Here is a 19,131-nt window from a genome sequence, read left to right as displayed (position 1 = left end):
CCTCCGCTTTCAAAAATGGGGTTTGTCTTTAAAAGAATCTTAAGCTAACATAGGGATAAGTCAACGGCTGTCTTGCCCGGTTCGCCGGGAAAAGACAAAATCAGAATTTGCGCGCGCCCGCGCGCAGCGGAAAGGAAACGTTTCGAATGGGAGAATCGCGCATCGCCGGCATGCCGCTGGCCGAGAAGACGCTCGCCGATATTCAGCGGGAAGTCGACGCTTACATTTCACAGTTTAAGGAAGGCTACTTTTCGCCGCTCGCCCTGCTGGCCCGGCTGACGGAGGAAGCCGGCGAACTGGCCCGGGAAGTGAACCATCGCTTCGGAGAAAAGCCCAAAAAACCGGACGAAGCGGAAAATTCGGTCGAGATGGAGCTTGCCGACGTGTTGTTCATCGTGATCTGCTTCGCCAACTCGCTCGGAATCGACTTGACCGCAGCGCACGACAAAGTGATGCACAAATTCAATACCCGCGATGCGGGAAGATGGACCAAGAAGGACGCAGACGAACGCTAATCATGACAGGCCGCATCCGTCCCCTGCCAAGGAGGACGGTCGGCATGGAACGCATTTCTCTATTTATAGCATAAGGGACAGGTGAACGAGATGTCGCAACGAATTTCCGTCGCGGTCGCCGGCGCGGCCGGGCGCATGGGCCGCGAAGTCGTCAAAATGGTGCTGGAAGATCCCGAACTCGAGCTGGTCGCCGCCATCGGCAGGTCGTCCGCGGGCGTAGACGCCGGTTCCCTTGTCGGCAAGCCGGAGACCGGCGTCGTCGTGACGGACCGGCTGGAGGACGCGCTGCAGTCCGCAAAGCCGGATGTCCTCGTCGACTTTACGAATCCCAAATCCGCCGTGCCCAACACGGAAGCCTGCATCCGCCACGGGGTCCGGCCCGTTGTCGGCACGACCGGGTTTACGCCCGAGCAAATCGAACAGCTGGACAAGCAGTGCCGGGAGAAGGGCATCGGCGGATTGATCGCGCCCAATTTCTCGATCGGCGCCATCCTTATGATGAAGTTTGCCGCAATGGCGGCGAAATATTTACCGCATGTGGAAATCATCGAATATCACGGCGACCAGAAGCTGGACGCTCCGTCCGGAACGTCGATCAAGACGGCGGAATGGATTTCGCAGACGCGGCGGGAGCTGCGCCAGGGCAACCCGAACGAAGAGGAAGTGCTGGAAGGGGCGAGAGGCGGATACTATAACGGGTTCCGCATCCATAGCGTCCGTCTGCCGGGCGTATTCGCCCAGCAGGAAGTCATCTTCGGCGGCAACGGACAAACGCTGAAAATCCGCCACGATTCGTACGAACGGGCCGGTTATATGCCGGGCGTCAATACCGCGATCAAAAAGGTGATGTCCGTTACGGGACTTGTGTACGGGTTTGAGCATTTCCTGGACGACTAGGGGCATCGGCCCAAAGAGGGGGAACGGAACATGTTGCAGATCGCTTTGATCGCCCATGACCGCAAAAAAGAAGAAATGGTCAATTTTACGATTGCGTACGAGCATGTATTGAAGCCGCACAAACTATACGCGACGGGCACGACGGGAGCCCGCATTATGGAGCATACGTCGCTGAACGTGCATCGTTTCATGTCGGGTCCGCTCGGCGGCGACCAGCAAATCGGCGCGCTCGTCGCCCAGAACGAAATGGACCTGATCATTTTTCTGCGCGATCCGCTGATGGCGCAGCCGCACGAACCGGATATTATCGCTTTGCTCCGTTTGTGCGACGTTCAGGGCATCCCGGTGGCCACCAACATCGCGACGGCCGAGCTGCTGATCAAAGCGCTGGAGCGGGGCGACTTCGCTTGGCGCGAGCTGGTTCACAAATACAAGCCGGGGATCGACGCATGAGCGGCCGCACGGAATACGGGCTTGACCTGCTGGCTTTCGCGGCTCATCCCGACGACGCGGAAATCGGCATGGGGGGCACGCTGGTCAAGGCGGCGCTGGCCGGGCAAAAAACCGGCATCGTCGATCTGACCTTCGCGGAAATGAGCTCGAACGGGGATGTCGATACGCGCCAGCGGGAAGCCGGGACGGCATCGGCCATTCTCGGGCTTGCCGTGCGCGAGAATCTCGGCCTGCCCGACCGCGGGCTGTCGCAAGCGGACCGCTCGCAGGTGGATAAGCTGGTGTCGGCCATCCGGCGCCATCGGCCGCGCGTCGTGTTCGCGCCGTATTTCATCGACCGCCATCCCGACCACGTCATGTGCAGCCGGATGGTCGAACAGGCGGTGTTCAACGCCAAGCTGCGGCGCTACAACCCTGAGGAGCCCGCCTGGACGGTGGACATGCTTTATTATTATTTCATCAACGATGCGCACACGCCGCAGCTTGTCCTCGACGTTAGCGACGTGCACGAGCGGAAAATGGAAGCGCTGCGCGCGTACCGTTCGCAGTTCGAGCCGGCCGGCGATCTGGCGGATTGGGTGCCCACTCCGCTGACGACGGGCTACTTGGACAACGTCGCGGCGCGGGACAGGCTGTTCGGGCAAGCGCACCGATTCGCCTTCGCGGAAGGCTTTATCGCCAAGGGGCCGGTGGCCGTCGACCGATTTTGACCCGACGTGCGCAACAATATCGGCAAGGAGGCATGCTTTCGGGGAATAAGATGTAGAAAGGAGGAGAGAGGAATGGAAAGGCCGCTCAAAATCGGCATCACCTGTTATCCTTCGCTCGGAGGCTCCGGCGTCGTCGCGACGGAACTCGGCAAGCTGCTCGCGGAGAAGGGGCACGAAATTCATTTTATTACGCACAGCATGCCGTTCAGGCTGGGCAAGTTCCAGCGCAACATTTATTATCACGAAGTGGAAGTGACCGATTATTACGTCTTTCGGTATCCGCCTTACGATTTGTCGCTGGCAAGCAAAATGAACCAGGTGGCGCAACTGCAGCAGCTCGACCTGCTTCACGTTCATTACGCCGTTCCCCACGCCCTGTGCGCTTATTTGGCCAAACAGATGTCCGGGGACCGCTTCAAAGTCGTCACGACGCTTCACGGCACGGACATTACGGTCCTTGCCCAAGACGAATCGCTCAAGGACCTGATCCGCTTCGGCATTCAAAACAGCGACGCGGTCACGGCGGTAAGCAACGATTTGATTCGGGAAACGCGCGAGCTGCTGGACATTACCCGACCGATCGAACTCACCTATAATTTCGTGGACAAACGGGTGTACTATCCGCGGGACTGTTCCGACTTGCGGGCGGACTACGCCGAACCACACGAGAAAATCCTGATGCATATTTCCAACTTCCGCCCGGTCAAGCGGACATGCGATGTGGTCGATATTTTCGCGCGCGTGAACGCCCGGATTCCGGCCAAGCTGCTGCTGGTCGGCGAAGGTCCGGACCTGCCGAAAATCCAGGCCAAAATCGATGCGATGGGCCTAAGCCACCGCGTCTTCTACTTAGGCAAGCAGGACGACGTGGCGCAGGTGATTTCGCTGGCGGATCTGCTGCTGCTGCCTTCGGAGAAGGAAAGCTTCGGCCTGGTCGCGCTGGAGGCGATGGCCTGCGGCGTTCCGACGATCGGCTCGATCGCCGGCGGCATTCCGGAGCTTGTCGTCAGCGGGGAGACCGGATTCCTGTCGCCGATCGGGAATACGGAAGAAATGGCGGCGAACGCGTTGCGGCTGCTGACCGACGACGGCCTGTACGCCAGCTTCCGGGAAGCATGTCTCCATCGCGCAAGGACGGAATTTTGCAACGACAAAATCACGGCTCAATACGAACGGATTTATTACCAGGTGCTCGGCATTCCCGCGAAGCTGGAGCTTCCGGTCTGCTGAGCGCGACGCAGGAGGGGCGGGAGATGACCGAAACGAAAGAGTCGGCCTGGTCGGCGGGACTTCAGCTGCTCGGCCGCTTGGAGTCGGCCGGTCATACCGCTTTTTTGGTCGGCGGCTGCGTGCGCGACCGGCTGCTCGGCCGTCCCCTGCGCGACGTCGACATCGCGACTTCGGCGAGGCCGGAGCAGGTGATGGAACTGTTTGCAAGCGCCATTCCGACCGGGTTGAAGCACGGGACGGTGACGGTGCGCGAGGGCGGCCGGCTGTTCGAGGTGACGACTTACCGGCGGGAAGGGAAATACACGGATTCCCGCCGTCCCGACGATGTATGGTTTGTCGGGAGCATCGAGGAGGATTTGGCGCGCAGGGATTTTACCATTAACGCGATCGCCTTCGGCTCGGACGGCCGTCTCGTCGATCCGTTCGGCGGCGCGGACGATCTTCGCCGCGGAGTCATCCGCACGGTCGGCGATCCGTCGGAACGGTTCGGCGAAGACGCGCTCCGCCTGCTTCGGGGCGTCCGCTTTGCGGCGGAATTCGGGTTCGATTTTGCGCCCGATACGTGGGATGGCCTGCTGGCGCAGCGCGCCAAACTGCGGCATATCGCAATGGAGCGGGTCGGGGCGGAGCTTGACAAAATGGCCGCGGGCCATGATCCCGAGCGGGCGTTCCGGCTGCTGGCGGAAAGCGGGCTGCTTCGCTATGCCCGCGAGCCGCTGCCGGCATGCGCAACGCCGGCCGAGCCGCAGGCGGATTCGGGCGAGCGGAGCGTGCGCGGGCTCGCGGACCCCGATCTGCGCTGGGCGGCGCTCCTGCTGCGATGGGGAGCGGACGAGGCCGAAGCGGAGGAGCTTTTTCGCACGCTTCGGCTCGGAGTCCGCCGCGGGGCGCGCGTCGCCGCCGTCGTCGGGCTTGACCGCATGCTCGCCGCTGACGGCGGGGAGCTGCCCGATTTGCGCGCACGGTGGATTTCGGCCGTGCTCCGTTTCGGCCGCGCGGCAGCGGAGGATTGGCTTGCCTTGGCGGCCGTAACGGCCGGCAGGCAGCTGCCGCCCGATGTTGCCGGCCTGGCCCGCTCCTGGCTGGACGGCATGGCGGCGGCTTCGGTGGCGGAGCTTGCCGTCAGAGGCGACGAGATCGTTCGGGCCACGGGCAGGAAGCCCGGCCCTTGGGTTGCGGCAACGCTCAGGCAACTGCTGTCGGACGTCGCCTTGGGAACGCTGCCGAATGAGCGCCCGGCGCTGCTGGTCGCGGCGGAAACCATGGCTTGCGATGGCGACGGATCTTTTTACTCAAAGGAATGATCAACTTGAACCAACCGTCTTTACTTGCCCTATTGGAAGCGGCGGATCGGGACGCGTACGTGTCGGGAGAAGAGATCAGCAAACGGCTGAACGTAAGCCGCACGGCCATCTGGAAGCAGATTCGCAAGCTCGAAGCCGAGGGTTACGTCATCGAAGCGGTTCCCCGGCTCGGCTACCGGCTTGTCGGACGCCCTTCGCGGCTTACCCGCCAGGAGGTGCAGACCCGGCTGCAGACCCGGGAATTCGGCCGGCATCTGCACCTGTTCGACAGCGTGTCGTCCACCCAGGACGTGCTGCGGGAGCTTGCCGAAGAAGGCGCGCCGGAGGGGACGCTCGTCATCGCCGAGCAGCAGACGCAAGGGCGGGGACGAATGGGGAGAGTGTGGGTGTCGCCCCCCGGCAAAGGCGTGTGGATGAGCCTGCTGCTTCGGCCTCAGGTTCCGCTTCAGGCGACGCCGCAGCTTACGCTTCTCGCCGCGGTGGCGCTGAGGCGGGCCGTTTCCGCGGCCGTTCCGCTGGATATCGGCATCAAATGGCCCAACGACCTGCTGGTGGACGGCAAGAAAATCAGCGGCATCCTGCTGGAATCCGCGGCGGAGGAAGAACGGCTTCGTTACGTTGTGGTCGGTTTGGGCATATCGGCCAATCTGGAGCCGGAGGATTATCCGGAGGATGTGGCGTCCAAAGCCGTATCTCTGAAAATGGCGGCAGGCCGTCCGGTGGACCGGGCGGAATTGATCGCCGTCACGCTGAAGGAATTCGAGGAGCTGTACGAACTGTATTTGCGAGACGGCTTCGAACCGATCCGTGCGCTGTGGGAAGCGCATTCGATCAACCTGAACCGGAAAACGACGCTCGCGACCCCGAGAGGCCCGATCGAAGGCATACCGCGGGGGTTGAACGACATGGGAGGACTGCTTGTCGAGCTGTCGGACGGAACCCTCATGCCGGTCTATTCGGCGGAAATCCAGTCTTCGACGTGACGGTTCCGGGCACCGCCGAGACGCTCGGCGTCGCGAATGCGATCGCTTTCGCCCACGTCCGCCCATCGTTCGCCCATTATTCGCTCTCGTTCGCCTATCGTTCGCGCCGTCCGTGGACGTTTTGGATACGGTCTGCTATAATGAAGCGGCAAGGCGTTATCGGAAACGAATCGCACTTGCGCATGGACATGGAGGACAAACGAATAACCGTGAATTTCTCGCGGCGGATTCTGCTCAGAGCCGAAAGGACCGAGACAGAAGGACGTGAAGCGCGTGCCTGCTGAATGGAAACCTTTCTTTGCTCATGGGCAAATGAAGGTTTTTTTGTTTGTCTGAGCCCAAAGAGGAGGCGCTTCGCATATGAAAAAACCGTTAACTTTGCCTCGATTGCGCACGATGAAGAAAGAAGGAACGCCGATCGCGATGCTGACGGCTTACGACTACCCGTCCGCGCGGCTGGCGGAAGAAGCGGGAGTCGATCTGATTCTCGTCGGCGACTCGCTGGGCAACGTCGTGCTGGGATACGACACGACGGTGCCGGTAACGCTAGACGATATGATTTATCATACCCGTGCGGTGGCGCGCGGAGCGCCGGGCACGATGATCGTAACCGATATGCCGTTTGCGACGTACCGGCTCGGTCCGGAAGCGACGCTTCGCAATGCGGCCCGAATCATGCAGGAAGGCGGGGCACACGCCGTCAAGATGGAGGGCGGAGCCGAGCTTGCGGAAGAAATTCGCCGGCTGACCGCCGCCGGCATTCCGGTGCTCGGCCATCTGGGACTTACCCCCCAGTCGGTGCTGCAAATCGGCGGCTACAAGGTCCAGGGCAAAGGGCCGGACGAGGCCGAAAAATTGCTCGCGGACGCCAAAGCCTTGCAGGAAGCCGGCGCGTTCGGCGTGGTGCTGGAACTGGTGGCGGAACAGGTGGCGGCGCTGATCTCCCGTTCGCTGGACATTCCGACGATCGGCATCGGCGCCGGACGGGGCTGCGACGGCCAGGTGCTCGTTTTTCACGACCTTGTCCGTTACGGTTCCGATATACGCGACAAGCGATTTGTCAAAACATACGCGGACGTCGGCGCGACCATCCGGACGGCGATCTCCGACTACGTCGCGGACGTCAAGACCAAGCGTTTCCCGGAAGAGCGGCACGGATTCGCCCTGGACGAACAAACGGCCCAGTCGCTTTCCCATTCCATATACGGAGGAGATTCCCGATGAAGATGACCGTTGCGGCGCCCGAGGTCGTCCGGACAATCGCGGATTTAAGGAGCAAGATCGCGGAATACCGCCTGCGTGCCGGACCGGCCGCCAAAGTCGGCTTCGTTCCGACCATGGGCTATTTGCACGAAGGGCATGCGAGCCTGATTCGGCGCTCGGCGGCCGAGAACGGGCTGACGGTGCTGAGCGTATTCGTCAACCCGCTTCAGTTCGGCCCGAACGAGGATTTCGAACGCTATCCCCGGGACGAAAAGCGGGATTATGCCGTGGCGGCCGAGGCGGGCGCCAATCTGATCTTCATGCCCCAAGTCGAGGAGATGTATCCCCGGCCGATGCAGACATCCATTTCGGTTCGAGGCGTGACCGAACGGCTCTGCGGCGCGAGCCGTCCAGGCCACTTTGACGGGGTCGCCGTCGTCGTCACGAAGCTGCTCAACATCGTCGCGCCGGACAGAGCTTATTTCGGCCTGAAGGATGCGCAGCAGGTCGCGGTCATCTCCCGTATGGCCGAGGATCTCAACATGCCGGTCGAAATCGTTCCTTGTCCGATCGTCAGGGACGCCGACGGACTTGCGCTCAGCTCGCGCAACGTCTATTTGAGCGCCGAAGAGCGCAGCCAGGCGCTGGTGCTGTCCCAGGCGCTGAAGAAGGTTCCGGAATGGATCGAAGACGGCGCGACGGCTCCGGAGCTGACCGGCCGCATCGCGCGCCTGATTCGGACCAAACCGCTTGCCGATATCGATTACGTTGAAGTGCTGTCCTATCCGGCGCTCGAACCGCTTGCGGAAACGTTGCCGCTCAAGCAGGCAAGAGAGCGGATATTGGTTGCGCTTGCCGTCCGCTTCGGGAAGACGCGGCTGATCGACAACGTCTTAATCGGCTAATGGAAAGGAGAGGGCCATATGCTGCGGCAAATGATGAAATCCAAAATCCACCGGGCGACGGTAACGGAAGCGAACCTGAACTATGTCGGGAGCGTAACCATCGATCAGGATCTGATGGAAAGCGTCGATATTTTGCCCGACGAAAAAGTGCAAATCGTCAACAACCACAACGGAGCCCGTTTCGAAACCTACGCGATTCCCGGACCGCGAGGCTCCGGGGTGATCTGCCTTAACGGCGCGGCGGCGCGGCTCGTGCAGCCCGGCGATACCGTCATCATCATCGCTTACGGATATATGACCGACGAAGAGGCGAAGCGCCATAAGCCGAAAGTGGCGATTGTGGACGGGAACAATCGAGTGGTCCGAATGATGGGCGAAGAGCCTCATTCGACCGTTCTGTAACGCGTATGAAACCCTCCCCCGAAACGCAGAATGAGCATACGGCCGATTGCGACAAGGGGGGGATCCGAATTGATTTTGCAATGGTTTGAAACCTTGAACGAAACGCTGGAAGAACTTATTCGCCGTTATCCGCACGCTTCCGCCGACGAAAAAAAACACCTCGACGAGCAATGGAATGTGTTAAAATCATTAAGTGACGAGATGATTGAAGCCTGGCTGCAGTTCGAAGACAAAATGGCCGCTTACCGGGAAATGAAAGAAGACGCCGCCGCGCAGAGCAAACCCGAGGCCGTCTGCGAGCCGTTCGTGAAGGGCCAAGGCTACTTTAAGCTTCAGATGTACGAAAAAGGCGCCCGCTGCTTCGAGGAGACACTTGTTCTTCGGCCCGACATGCTTGTCGCCCGGGTGCTGCTGGCGATGTGCCGAATGTATTTGCGCGACTTCGCGGAGGCGCAGCGCCATTTCCAAATGATCGCCGCCTTGTCCGACGATCCCAAGCTGCGGGCCATCGCGTACAATGCGCTGGGCTGCGTTCAGGCGGTTTACGCGAACATGCGGCAGGCGCAGCATTATTTTGCAAAAGCGGTGGAGGCGGATCCCAGTTTCGATGAGCCGCGCCGCAATCTGGAAACCTGCAAGAGCCATACGGGACAGCTTCAGCTGCAACTTGGCTGCGGCGAATTACAGGCCCTCGTTTAAGTCCGATTCGCAAGCGGGAACGGAGCTTGTACCGGATAGCCGGCGAATCGGCTTTATGGTTCACCGAAAGGAAGTCAGGCATGAAATTTGCCGTTCTCGATTTTGAAACGACGGGAACTTCATCCGATAAAGACGAAATCATTCAAGCGGGTCTGGTGCTGATCGACGAGGCCGGAAACGTCGTCGAGACGTTTTCGCGCCTTGTGAAGCCCGAAAAACCGATTCCCGCCTGGATCAGCCGGCTGACAGGCATCGACGACGCGCTGGTTGCGGATGCCCCCGGCGTCGAGCATTTGCTCGCCGAGCTTGTGCCGCTGCTTGACGATGCCGTGCTGGTCGCTCACAATGTCGGTTTTGACGCCGCCTTTTTGCAGGCCGCCCTCGATCGGTGCGGCTATTTGCCGTTTTCCGGGCGAATGATCGATACGGTCGATTTGGCCCGAATCGCTTTTCCGACCTTGCCGTCCTACCGTCTTGGCTCGCTGACCCACAGCCTGAACTTGCGGCACGACCGTCCGCATCAAGCCGACAGCGACGCGGCGGCGACGGCGGAGGTCTTTGTCCGCTGTCTTCAGCGGTTGAAGAAGCTGCCGCTGCTGACGCTGCAGCGGATCGCTTCGCTGTTCAGCCCGGAGCGCAGCGACCTGGGCTGGCTGCTGGCGGAAATCGCGGGCGAGCGGGAGACGGAATTTCAGCCCGACGAAAAGGAGTACCAATATTACCGCCAATTTGCGCTGAGCGTAGGCGATTGGACCGACGACGGCACGGACGCGGAAGACCCGGATTCGGACCGGACAAGCGCCCGGCTTCCGGCGGATCTTTCCTTTTCCGATTATATGGATTCGGTGCAGAAGAAGCTTCGCGAACGGCTTCCCTCCTACGAACCACGCCAAGGGCAGGAGATCATGTTCGGGCGCGTGCTGGAAGCGTTCGAGCGCGATTCGCATCTGCTGGTCGAAGCGGGAACCGGCACCGGCAAATCGCTCGGCTATTTGCTCCCCGCTCTTTATTATGGATTGAAAGAATCCAAAAAAATCATGGTCAGCACGCATACGATACAACTGCAGGAACAGCTTCGCCAGCGGGATTTGCCGCTGCTTCAGGAAGCGCTGCCCGTTCCGTTCAAGGCGGCCGTATTCAAGGGCCGCAGCAATTATTTGTGCCTTCGGAAATTCGAGCAGCAGCTTCAGGTTCCGGAATACGCGATGTCCGAAGACGAAGCGGTGGTACGCAGCCAAATGACGGTTTGGCTGGCCGGCACCGAGCGCGGGGAAGCGGAAGAACTGAATCTGCAGGGAAAAGCCAAGGACGAGTGGAGCGCGGTCGCAAGCGATGCCGATTCCTGCCTGAACCGGAGCTGCCCCTGGTTTCGCAAATGCTTTTACCATCGTTCCCGCAACGAAGCCGGCAAAGCGGATCTGATCATTACCAATCATGCGATGCTGTTTACCGATTTGCGGGCGGAAAACCGGCTTCTGCCGGCGTATGACCGCTTGATTGTGGACGAGGCGCATCATCTGGAGGAAGTGGCGAGCCATCACCTCGGCCAAAAGACGGGCTACGCCTCGGTGCAAAACCCGCTGCAGCGGCTGTGGAAGGACGCCCGCACCGGGCTGCTGCCGCAATTGATCGGCCACTTGGCGGCCGATCCGGATCCGAACGCGCAGGCCTGGGCCGAAAAGCTGGAGGAAGTCGTGCCGACCGTTCACGAGATCCGGGAGAGCTGGGACCGCTGGGCGAACCGGATGTTCGATATGCTCGCCAAGCTTGCCCCGTCCGACGAAAGCGGCAACCTGACGCTCCGGCTCAAGCCGGACCAGCTTCCCGACGAATGGGAAGCGGCCCAAACGGACGGGCATAACGTCATCCAGCTGTTGTCGGACCTGATCCGGCCGCTCGATAAGCTTTTGCCGGACATTCGCGAACATGCGGACGAGCTGGCGATGCAAAGCCTCTTGACCGATCTGAACGGAGCGGTCAAGGATTTGGCGGCCGTGCGCACGGAGCTTCAGTCCTTTGTCACGCTTGCCGATCCCGATTTCGTGTACTGGATCGAAGGGCATGCGCAGTACCGGAACCGGTCCGTCTGGATGTACGGAATGCCGGCCGACGTAAGCGGCAAGCTGAAAGAGCATATTTTCGACCGCAAATCCAGCGTCGTCCTGACGTCCGCCACGCTTACGGTCGACAAATCGTTTCGCTATGTGACGGAACAGCTTGGGCTTGCGCATGCGGATAAGGAAGGCAAGCTCATGACCGCGCAGCTGCCTTCTCCCTTCAACTACAGGGAGCAATCGCTCGTGCTGATTCCGCGCGATTTCCCCGCCATCCGGGGACGGGACGGGGAAGCCCGCTTTGTCGAGGAACTGGCGAAATCGCTTGCCGAGGTGGCCAAGACGATCGGAGGGCGCATGCTCGTTCTGTTTACTTCCTACCGGATGCTGAAGACGGTGCATGCCCTGCTCAAGGAATTGCTGGTTTCGAGCGGCATCGAAGTGATGGGCCAAGGCATCGACGGCAGCAGCCGAAGCGTCCTGACCCGGCAATTTCGCGAGCAGCCGGCCTCCGTGCTGCTGGGCACGAGCAGTTTCTGGGAAGGCGTCGATATTCCGGGAGACGCGCTGACCTGTCTGGCTATTGTGCGGCTGCCGTTTCAGCCGCCGAACCATCCCGTCGCCGAGGCCAAATCGGAACGCCTTGCGGCGGAGAAGAAAAATCCGTTCATGAGCCTGTCGCTGCCGCAAGCGGTCATCCGCTTCAAGCAAGGCTTCGGCCGGCTTGTCCGCACGACCAACGACAAAGGAATCGTTGTGCTGTACGATACGCGCGTGCTGGAAACCAGCTACGGCAAATACTTTTTGTATTCGCTGCCGGGACCGAAGATGGAGCACCTGCCCACCGGCGGGCTGGTGAACCGAATCCGCGAATGGCTGGAGACGCCATCCGGAACATAAACGAAAGCAGACGGTTTTAGGGGGAAGCGGTTGTGAAGCAGGACAAAATTTCGGAGGTTGTCGTTCGCAGGCTGCCTATCTACTTACGGTATCTCGACGAATTGAACAGACGCGAAGTCCATACGGTTTCCTCCCAGGATTTGGGGGAGAGGCTGGATCTGAATCCCGCGCAAATCCGCAAAGACCTGGCCTATTTCGGAGACTTCGGCCGCAAGGGAGTCGGCTACAATGTGCCGTATCTGATCGAGAAGATCCGCCAAATACTGAAGCTCGACCGTCCGCTTTACGTCGCCCTGGTCGGCACCGGGAACTTGGGCCGGGCGCTGTGCAATTATAATACGTACTTAAAAGAAAACATGAAGATCACGGCCGTTTTCGACCGAGACCCGTCCAAGGTCGGGACGACCATCAACAATTTGACCGTGCTTCCGATGGAGCAGTTAAACGAGACGGTCAAGGCGAAAAACATCACCGTCGGCATTATCACGGTGCCGGCGTCCGAAGCGCAGAACGTATCCGACCAGTTCGTCGCGGCCGGCATCCGGGGGATTTTGAATTTCGCCCCCACGGTGATCCGGACGCCGCCGGGCGTGCGCCTGCACCAGACGGACTTTACGGCGGACCTGTTTAGCTTGGCCTATTACTTGAATCGCGACGAAGACGAACAATAAATCGAGAGGAATCGTGAACCATGAAACGTTGGTTGGTTGAAAACGGCATTTTCATTACGATGAGCCCGGAACGGCCGGTGCTGCAAGGGTGGATGGCCGTGGAAGGGACCCAGATCGCCGCGATCGGCGAAGGGACGGCGCCGGAAGCCGAAAGGCGGGCGGCGGCCGAAATCGTGAACGGCGAAGGGCTTCTGTTTCTTCCCGGTCTGGTCAACACGCACGGGCATGCCGCCATGACGCTGCTTCGCGGGCTGGCCGACGATCTCAAGCTGCAGGACTGGCTGCAGAACCATATCTGGCCGATGGAAGCCAAATTTACGGGCGACGATGTCTACTGGGGCTCGGCGCTCGCGGCGGCGGAAATGATTCTGAGCGGAACGACGACTTTTGCGGATATGTACGATCATATGAACCGCGTCGCGGAAGTCGTGGAGCAGTCGGGGTTAAGAGCGGCGCTGGCCCGCGGCGTTATCGGCCTGTGCCCGCCCGAAGAGCAAACCGTCAAGCTGGAGGAGGCGATCCGGTTCGCCAAAGACTGGCACGGCAAGGCGGACGGCCGGATTCGGGTCATGATGGCGCCGCATGCTCCTTACACGTGCCCTCCGGACTATATCGAGCGGATCGTCGCCGCCGCCCACGATCTCGGGCTGCCTCTGCACACGCATATGTCCGAAACTGCGGCGGAAGTGGAGCAGAACGTGCGCGATTACGGCGTCCGGCCTGTCGAGCATTTGGACCGGCTCGGCCTGTTTTCGCGCCCCGCTCTCGTCGCGCATGCCGTCCATCTGACCGACGACGAAATCGCCTTGCTCGCGGAGCGCAACGTGGCGGTATCGCACAATCCGGTCAGCAATCTGAAATTGGCCAGCGGCGTTGCCCGCGTGCCGGATTTGCTCCGCGCCGGGGTTACGGTATCGCTCGGCACCGACGGCGCCGCCAGCAACAACAATCTCGACCTGTTCGAGGAAATTCGGCTGGCCGCGCTTCTGCACAAAGGCGTATCCGGGGATCCGACCGCGGTTCCCGCGCTCGAAGCGCTGCGGCTCGGCACCGTCTGCGGGGCGAAGGCGCTCGGCCTCGAAGGCGTTACGGGCGAGCTGAAGCCCGGCCTGAAAGCGGACTTTATTGCCGTATCGGTCGATAAGCCGCATTTGACGCCGGCTACCGACTACATTTCCCACCTTGTATACGCCGCATCCGGGGCGGATGTCGTTCACGTCTGGGCGGACGGGCGCCAGCTGCTGCGCAACCGCGAGCTGCTGACGCTGGATTTGGAACGGATTCGCTTTGAGGCGCAGCGCTGCTTCGAGAGGTTGCGCGCATGACGCCGAGCCGAAGCGACGCTTATCGGCGGCGGTCTCCGCTTACGCCCGGGCGGTGGGCGCTGTTGATCGGCGGCTTCCTTCTGTTTCTGCTCGTCCTGTTTGTCGTCACGGTGCGCAACGCCGACGCGGACTATCGCCGGGACGAAGCCCGCGCGGTTGCGACCGCCAAGACGGAAGCGGGGCTGAAGCGGATCGGTTCGGTCAGCAAGCATGTGTGGGACGAGACGGTTTGGGTCGTTACCGGCAAAGATGCGGAAGGCGTCGAATGGATCGTATGGGAGCGCGCGAGCGGCCTCGTCAAAGAGAAGCTGGAAGACGGCCTGTCCGAAAAGCGGATAAGGGAGCTTTTCGCATCGCAGCATCCGGGTTCGGACATTGTCCGGCTGCTCCCCGGATGGTTCGACAATCAGCCGGCATGGGAGATCCGCTATGTCGCCGACCCGGACACCGGCCGCCAGTCGATCGATTTTTACGCCTTCAAGGACGGCACCAAGCTCAAAACGTACGATTTGCCCGGCCGGACGGCCGGATAAGCGCCAGGATCGATAGGCGCGAATTCGGAAAATCCGAATCGCATAAAGCAAGCCGGAAACGTTCCGGAGTAACCTCCTTCGTCTGACGCTTGCGAACCTCAGGTTCGCCGCGCCGGTCGAAGGAGTTTTTTTCATGCGCCCGCGGCCGCGTTGGCATTGTTGCCAAGCTTTATATAACGATGAATATATCAATTTATGATATACTCATTTATGTATTCCAATCTATATCAAAGAGATGAATGTTTATATAAAGCAAGGAGGACAATGCGGCATGAAATTGCGTATAGGTCCCATCGCTGCAACAGCCGCGCTGTCTGCGGTCTTGTTGTTTGGCGGTTGGCATTTGTATCGGCATTACGGCATCGAACAGCCGCTGGACCGGTTGGCCAAATCGGTTCCGGGCGTGCAGTCGGCCGAAACGGAGCTTAACGGAAACGAAGTCGTGCTGAAAGTCGGACTGGCTGCCGATGCGGATTTGGCGGAAGTGTACCGGAAAGTGACCGAAAACGGCGCTTCGTCGCTTGGCGGACGGACGCTGCAGCTTGTCGTGGAAGGGAAGCCGAGCGATCAGCTTGAGCAAATCTGGAGCCAGGCGCTGTTCGACGTGGCGCAGGCGATGGATCGCAGCCAATATTCGGATATTCGCGAAGCGATGCGTTCGCTGATGAAACAATATCCCGGCCTGACGGCCGTTACGGAAATGGACGAGCATAACGTTTACGTTACGCTGCGCTCCGGAAACGAGGCCAAATTCGTGGTCCTGCCCCGTCAACCGGCGAAAATCGGGGTGTGGCCCGATGCGTAACGTTCACCAATACGGCAAGGAGATCGCCGTCGGCTTTTTGCCCGTTCTCGTCGTTTTTTTGATCTATACGGGCTTTCCCGGCTTGCCGCTGATTCTTGGACTGGGTCTGGTGGGCGGCTTGCTTTTCCTGGCGAGCGCGCGCGGCGGGACGGCGATAGGGACCGCCGCCCGGAAGCGGCCGGCGCGCGAGCCGGAACCGCTGTCGTTCGACGACATCGGCGGCCAGGAGCGGGCCAAGCGCGAGCTGATCGAAGCGCTCGAGTTTCTCGTTCGGAGCGAAGAAGCCGAAAAGTTCGGGATTCGTCCGCTGAAAGGGATTCTGCTGACGGGGCCGCCCGGCACGGGCAAGACGCTGCTGGCCAAAGCCGCGGCGCAGTATACGCGTTCGGTTTTTTTGTCCGCGTCGGGCAGCGAGTTCGTCGAGATGTACGTCGGGGTCGGCGCCGGCAGAATCCGCGAGCTGTTCCGGGAAGCGCGGCGCCTTGCGGTCAAGCAGAAGCGGGACAGCGCGATTATTTTCATCGACGAAATCGACGGCATCGGGGGCAAGCGCGACGGCGGCCAGCAGCGCGAATACGATCAGACGCTCAATCAGCTGCTGACGGAAATGGACGGCATTCAGGGCAACGTGAAGCCGCGCGTGCTGCTCATTGCGGCCACCAACCGCAAAGAGCTGCTCGACCCCGCACTGCTCAGGCCCGGGCGGTTCGACCGGCATATCCAGGTCGATTTGCCGGACCGGACGGGGCGCGAACATATTTTGCGCCTGCACGCCCGCAACAAGCCGATTTCGGCGGAAGTTTCGCTGGCGAAAATCGCGGAAGAGACGTTCGGCTTCTCCGGCGCGCAGCTCGAAAGCGTGATGAACGAAGCGGCCATCTACGCGATGCGGGATGACAGCCAGCAGCTTGGCGCCGAGCATTTCGGCAAAGCGATCGACAAGGTGCTGATGGGAGAGCGGATGGACCGCGAGACGACGCGCGAAGAGCGCGAGCGGGTCGCGATTCACGAGCTCGGCCACGCCATCGTCGCCGAAACGGTCCGGCCGGGCAGCGTCGCCCAGGTTTCGCTGACGCCGCGCGGCGGAGCGCTCGGCTATGTGCGCCACCATCCGGATCAGGACCGGTATTTGTACACCAAAGAGGCGCTTGAAAACCAGATTATGATCGCCCTCGGCGGCGCCGTGGCCGAAGAGCTGCATTACGGCGGTAGAAGCACGGGCTCCAAGGGAGACTTCGAGCAGGCGACGAACATCGTGCGCACGATGATCGAATCCGGCATGTCGGGGCTGGGCATCGTGCACCCGCAAGCCGTCACCGTCGAGCAGTGGTCGCAGGAAAATGCCGTCATTCTCGGCGATCTGACCGAGCGGACCCGCGAACTGCTGAATCGGCACGCGGATACGTTCCGCCGCCTGTTCCCCATTCTGGTGAAGGAGGAGACGCTGTCCGGAGACCGGCTGCGGGAGCAGTTGCGGCAAGCCGATAGATCCGCATAAATATGGCAAACCCGGGGTTTTGATCCCGGGTTGTTTTTTTGTTATTGAAATCAAAAATATGATAGCATATGTAGAGGATTTGGACGGTCTTCGTATCGGGAACGAATTCATATATATTTTTGAACCTGCGGGGTATTGGGATCGTCAAACAAAGAGGTGGAAGGTTTGAATTCCGAAGCGAATTTCGATTATTTAAAATACATGACCGAATCCGAAGACCGCAAGGCCCTGCTGAACGAGCTGATGACCGCATACGGCAAAGAGGTGTGGAATTATGCGTTCAGCATCACGCGAAAATGGGATATGGCGGACGATATCGCCCAGGAAGTGTTTATTAAAGCGTACAAAAATTTGCACGCCTTCCGCAGCGATTCCTCCGTCAAAACGTGGCTGCTTACCATCACGAGGAACACCGCCATCGATTTCAAGCGGTCGGCGTTTTTGCGAAAGGTTACCCTTACGGATCGGATCGGCGATTCCGGCGGGGTTCGTCCTTCGGCCGAGCATGAGGCGGTCGAGGAGCTGGCCGCGAGCGAGATGTGGAAGCTGGTGCTTCAGCTTCCGGTCAAATACCGGGAAGTCCTGATTCTATACGCTCATTATCAACTGTCGCTGAAAGAAATCGCGGACATGCTCGGGGTGACCGAAGGCACGGTCAAGTCGCGCATGTTTCACGCCCGCCGAAAATTATCGAAGATGAAGGGGCGACTCGGCTATGGATCTGATGGATAAAGAACTCAAAGACCAACTGGCTCGCGATCCGTTTAAGAGACATGGTTTCGACGATCGCCTGCGAAGGCAAATCGAAGAGCGGCTGGACGAACCCGTCCGCAAGCGGCGCGGCGTGTTCCGCCTGGGCTGGAGAAGCTCGGGCATTGCGCTTGCGGCTATGCTTCTGGTTCTGGCCGCCGTCTGGGCATGGAAAGGACCCGATATCCGGCCGCTTGCGGGCGACGGAGAAGAGTCCTTGCTCGTGACGGCGTCCGGAGAGCAGACGGAGCCGGCGCCGCTGGAAGCGGGCGAGGCGGTCGCGTCGGCGCTGCTTGTCGGTCTGCGCAACGATGCGGAGGAAAGCGGCGGCAACGGCAGTTCGTACCGCACCGTGCTGATCGCTCCCGATCGCGGCAAGCTTGCGGTCGTCGCGGAAGGCGGCGGGATCTTGATGCCGTACAAGCAGGATTTCTGGAAAATCGAACCGGTGAAGACCCGCAGCGGCGGCTCGCTGCGGCTGATCGCCTACAACGCCGAGAACGGCTCCGCGCCGAAGTCGGCGGAATCGCTCTCAGCGGAGCGGTCGTCCGTGAACGAAAAGCTGCTCTATGTCGGGAATCAATACGTTTCGCTGGCGCAACTGCGCGGGTCCGAAGACGGTTCGGCGGCCCGGGAATACCGGTTTGTCAAAACCGTCGAGCAGCTGGCCGCGGATTCGCTTCGTCCCGAGTCCGATCCGGCGGCGGAATCGCACGTGGCGTTCGAGGAGCTGTTTGCCGGCCGCAAGGTCGGGAAAGGAGCCGACGCCCTGCGGCAGGCGCAAACGGAGCAATGGTCGATCGTCCGGCAACCCGGCCGATGGGTCGGCGTCAAATTCGCCGGCTCCTCGTCGCTTAAACCGGTGGACGCCGCCTCCACGGAGCCGATCGGAACGGAGCTTCCCGAAACGGTCGTCAAAAGCGACCGGCTTGCGGTATCCTGGGAAGACATTTTGCGGCTCGAGCCTGCCGCGGAGGACGCGTTTACTTCCCCGAACGGGGATTTGCTGGCGGTTGTCCTGCAGAACGCAATCGACATTTACCCGTACAAGCAAAAGGACGCCGCGCAACAGAAGTTGACGCTGGAGCTTGCGCCGGCGGAATCGGTGATTATGGTGCAGTGGGCGGCTTCGGAAAGCTATGTGGAATCGTGGAAAGAACGGGTTTCGGCGATTTTGGAGGGCAGCTAAGCCGGGCGTAACGATTGAATACGGAGCGGCTTTGAAATGCGGTTCGCTCAAGCGCAAGCGGTTCGCCGGATATTCCGGAGACCGCTTGTTTGGTGGTTTAAAACT

Annotated in this window: 19 protein-coding genes; all 19 read left to right on the top strand. The window is 60.5% G+C overall.

The annotated features are described in order from the left end of the window. Positions 1-146: 146 nt before the first annotated feature. The 19 genes from F560_RS0109205 (at position 147) to F560_RS0109110 (ending at position 19,026) form a co-directional block, all read left to right on the top strand. Positions 147-515: a nucleotide pyrophosphohydrolase gene (locus F560_RS0109205; protein WP_019005440.1), complete on the top strand. Its 369-nt coding sequence runs from the start codon at positions 147-149 to the stop codon at positions 513-515. Positions 516-605: 90 nt separating this feature from the next. After that, a complete protein-coding gene (gene dapB, locus F560_RS0109200) occupies positions 606-1,412 on the top strand; it encodes a 4-hydroxy-tetrahydrodipicolinate reductase (RefSeq protein WP_019005439.1) in 807 nt (268 codons plus the stop codon). Positions 1,413-1,442: 30 nt separating this feature from the next. Further along, positions 1,443-1,865, top strand: a complete 423-nt coding sequence (gene mgsA, locus F560_RS0109195) for a methylglyoxal synthase (RefSeq protein WP_019005438.1) — start codon at positions 1,443-1,445, stop codon at positions 1,863-1,865. Then, positions 1,862-2,575 carry a bacillithiol biosynthesis deacetylase BshB1 gene (gene bshB1, locus F560_RS0109190; RefSeq protein WP_019005437.1) on the top strand — a complete coding sequence of 238 codons (714 nt, stop codon included), beginning with the start codon at positions 1,862-1,864 and terminating at the stop codon, positions 2,573-2,575. Before mgsA ends, bshB1 begins: the two co-directional genes overlap by 4 nt. 72 nt (positions 2,576-2,647) lie before the next feature. Next, entirely contained in the window at positions 2,648-3,805 is a 1,158-nt protein-coding gene (gene bshA, locus F560_RS0109185) for an N-acetyl-alpha-D-glucosaminyl L-malate synthase BshA (RefSeq protein ID WP_019005436.1), read from the top strand. A 23-nt stretch (positions 3,806-3,828) separates the two neighbouring features. After that, positions 3,829-5,109: a CCA tRNA nucleotidyltransferase gene (locus tag F560_RS22905; RefSeq protein ID WP_019005435.1), complete on the top strand. Its 1,281-nt coding sequence runs from the start codon at positions 3,829-3,831 to the stop codon at positions 5,107-5,109. Further along, complete coding sequence (locus tag F560_RS0109175) at positions 5,106-6,092, top strand: biotin--[acetyl-CoA-carboxylase] ligase (protein WP_051088312.1); 987 nt, start codon at positions 5,106-5,108, stop codon at positions 6,090-6,092. The genes F560_RS22905 and F560_RS0109175 overlap by 4 nt, the downstream gene beginning before the upstream one ends. A gap of 360 nt (positions 6,093-6,452) precedes the next feature. Continuing rightward, entirely contained in the window at positions 6,453-7,316 is an 864-nt protein-coding gene (panB, locus tag F560_RS0109165) for a 3-methyl-2-oxobutanoate hydroxymethyltransferase (protein WP_019005432.1), read from the top strand. Next, complete coding sequence (gene panC, locus F560_RS0109160) at positions 7,313-8,200, top strand: pantoate--beta-alanine ligase (RefSeq protein ID WP_019005431.1); 888 nt, start codon at positions 7,313-7,315, stop codon at positions 8,198-8,200. Before panB ends, panC begins: the two co-directional genes overlap by 4 nt. A gap of 18 nt (positions 8,201-8,218) precedes the next feature. Beyond that, entirely contained in the window at positions 8,219-8,602 is a 384-nt protein-coding gene (gene panD, locus F560_RS0109155) for an aspartate 1-decarboxylase (protein WP_019005430.1), read from the top strand. A 69-nt stretch (positions 8,603-8,671) separates the two neighbouring features. Beyond that, a complete protein-coding gene (locus F560_RS0109150) occupies positions 8,672-9,301 on the top strand; it encodes a hypothetical protein (RefSeq protein ID WP_019005429.1) in 630 nt (209 codons plus the stop codon). An 80-nt stretch (positions 9,302-9,381) separates the two neighbouring features. Beyond that, positions 9,382-12,255, top strand: a complete 2,874-nt coding sequence (gene dinG, locus F560_RS0109145) for an ATP-dependent DNA helicase DinG (RefSeq protein WP_019005428.1) — start codon at positions 9,382-9,384, stop codon at positions 12,253-12,255. Between the two features lie 32 nt (positions 12,256-12,287). Then, a complete protein-coding gene (locus F560_RS0109140) occupies positions 12,288-12,926 on the top strand; it encodes a redox-sensing transcriptional repressor Rex (protein WP_019005427.1) in 639 nt (212 codons plus the stop codon). Between the two features lie 20 nt (positions 12,927-12,946). Next, entirely contained in the window at positions 12,947-14,251 is a 1,305-nt protein-coding gene (locus F560_RS0109135; protein ID WP_019005426.1) for an amidohydrolase, read from the top strand. After that, positions 14,248-14,784, top strand: coding sequence for a cell wall elongation regulator TseB-like domain-containing protein (locus tag F560_RS24570; protein ID WP_019005425.1), 537 nt, complete (start codon positions 14,248-14,250; stop codon positions 14,782-14,784). The genes F560_RS0109135 and F560_RS24570 overlap by 4 nt, the downstream gene beginning before the upstream one ends. A gap of 271 nt (positions 14,785-15,055) precedes the next feature. After that, on the top strand, positions 15,056-15,589 hold the full coding sequence (locus F560_RS0109125; RefSeq protein WP_019005424.1) for a hypothetical protein: 534 nt from the start codon (positions 15,056-15,058) through the stop codon (positions 15,587-15,589). Next, the gene (locus F560_RS0109120; RefSeq protein WP_019005423.1) at positions 15,582-17,087 is read left to right on the top strand and encodes an AAA family ATPase; all 1,506 of its coding nucleotides are present in this window, start codon (positions 15,582-15,584) and stop codon (positions 17,085-17,087) included. The genes F560_RS0109125 and F560_RS0109120 overlap by 8 nt, the downstream gene beginning before the upstream one ends. A gap of 165 nt (positions 17,088-17,252) precedes the next feature. After that, positions 17,253-17,819 carry an RNA polymerase sigma factor gene (locus F560_RS0109115; RefSeq protein WP_019005422.1) on the top strand — a complete coding sequence of 189 codons (567 nt, stop codon included), beginning with the start codon at positions 17,253-17,255 and terminating at the stop codon, positions 17,817-17,819. Then, the gene (locus tag F560_RS0109110) at positions 17,803-19,026 is read left to right on the top strand and encodes a hypothetical protein (protein ID WP_019005421.1); all 1,224 of its coding nucleotides are present in this window, start codon (positions 17,803-17,805) and stop codon (positions 19,024-19,026) included. Before F560_RS0109115 ends, F560_RS0109110 begins: the two co-directional genes overlap by 17 nt. Positions 19,027-19,131: the final 105 nt, after the last annotated feature.

Origin of the sequence: Cohnella laeviribosi DSM 21336 (assembly GCF_000378425.1) — a bacterium.
Lineage (GTDB): Bacteria > Bacillota > Bacilli > Paenibacillales > Paenibacillaceae > Cohnella > Cohnella laeviribosi.
Note: the sequence above shows the minus strand (reverse complement) of the source record. Positions and strands in the feature narration are given on the sequence as shown.

Bases quoted from the DNA above. Each gene is read 5' to 3' on its own strand.
- F560_RS0109135 (WP_019005426.1), top strand. From the start codon at position 12,947: ATGAAACGTTGGTTGGTTGAAAACGGCATTTTCATTACGATGAGCCCG.
- F560_RS24570 (WP_019005425.1), top strand. From the start codon at position 14,248: ATGACGCCGAGCCGAAGCGACGCTTATCGGCGGCGGTCTCCGCTTACG.
- dinG (WP_019005428.1), top strand. From the start codon at position 9,382: ATGAAATTTGCCGTTCTCGATTTTGAAACGACGGGAACTTCATCCGAT.
- dapB (WP_019005439.1), top strand. From the start codon at position 606: ATGTCGCAACGAATTTCCGTCGCGGTCGCCGGCGCGGCCGGGCGCATG.
- F560_RS22905 (WP_019005435.1), top strand. From the start codon at position 3,829: ATGACCGAAACGAAAGAGTCGGCCTGGTCGGCGGGACTTCAGCTGCTC.
- F560_RS0109110 (WP_019005421.1), top strand. From the start codon at position 17,803: ATGGATCTGATGGATAAAGAACTCAAAGACCAACTGGCTCGCGATCCG.
- F560_RS0109120 (WP_019005423.1), top strand. From the start codon at position 15,582: ATGCGTAACGTTCACCAATACGGCAAGGAGATCGCCGTCGGCTTTTTG.
- bshA (WP_019005436.1), top strand. From the start codon at position 2,648: ATGGAAAGGCCGCTCAAAATCGGCATCACCTGTTATCCTTCGCTCGGA.
- bshB1 (WP_019005437.1), top strand. From the start codon at position 1,862: ATGAGCGGCCGCACGGAATACGGGCTTGACCTGCTGGCTTTCGCGGCT.
- panB (WP_019005432.1), top strand. From the start codon at position 6,453: ATGAAAAAACCGTTAACTTTGCCTCGATTGCGCACGATGAAGAAAGAA.
- F560_RS0109125 (WP_019005424.1), top strand. From the start codon at position 15,056: ATGAAATTGCGTATAGGTCCCATCGCTGCAACAGCCGCGCTGTCTGCG.
- F560_RS0109205 (WP_019005440.1), top strand. From the start codon at position 147: ATGGGAGAATCGCGCATCGCCGGCATGCCGCTGGCCGAGAAGACGCTC.
- F560_RS0109175 (WP_051088312.1), top strand. From the start codon at position 5,106: ATGATCAACTTGAACCAACCGTCTTTACTTGCCCTATTGGAAGCGGCG.
- mgsA (WP_019005438.1), top strand. From the start codon at position 1,443: ATGTTGCAGATCGCTTTGATCGCCCATGACCGCAAAAAAGAAGAAATG.
- panC (WP_019005431.1), top strand. From the start codon at position 7,313: ATGAAGATGACCGTTGCGGCGCCCGAGGTCGTCCGGACAATCGCGGAT.
- panD (WP_019005430.1), top strand. From the start codon at position 8,219: ATGCTGCGGCAAATGATGAAATCCAAAATCCACCGGGCGACGGTAACG.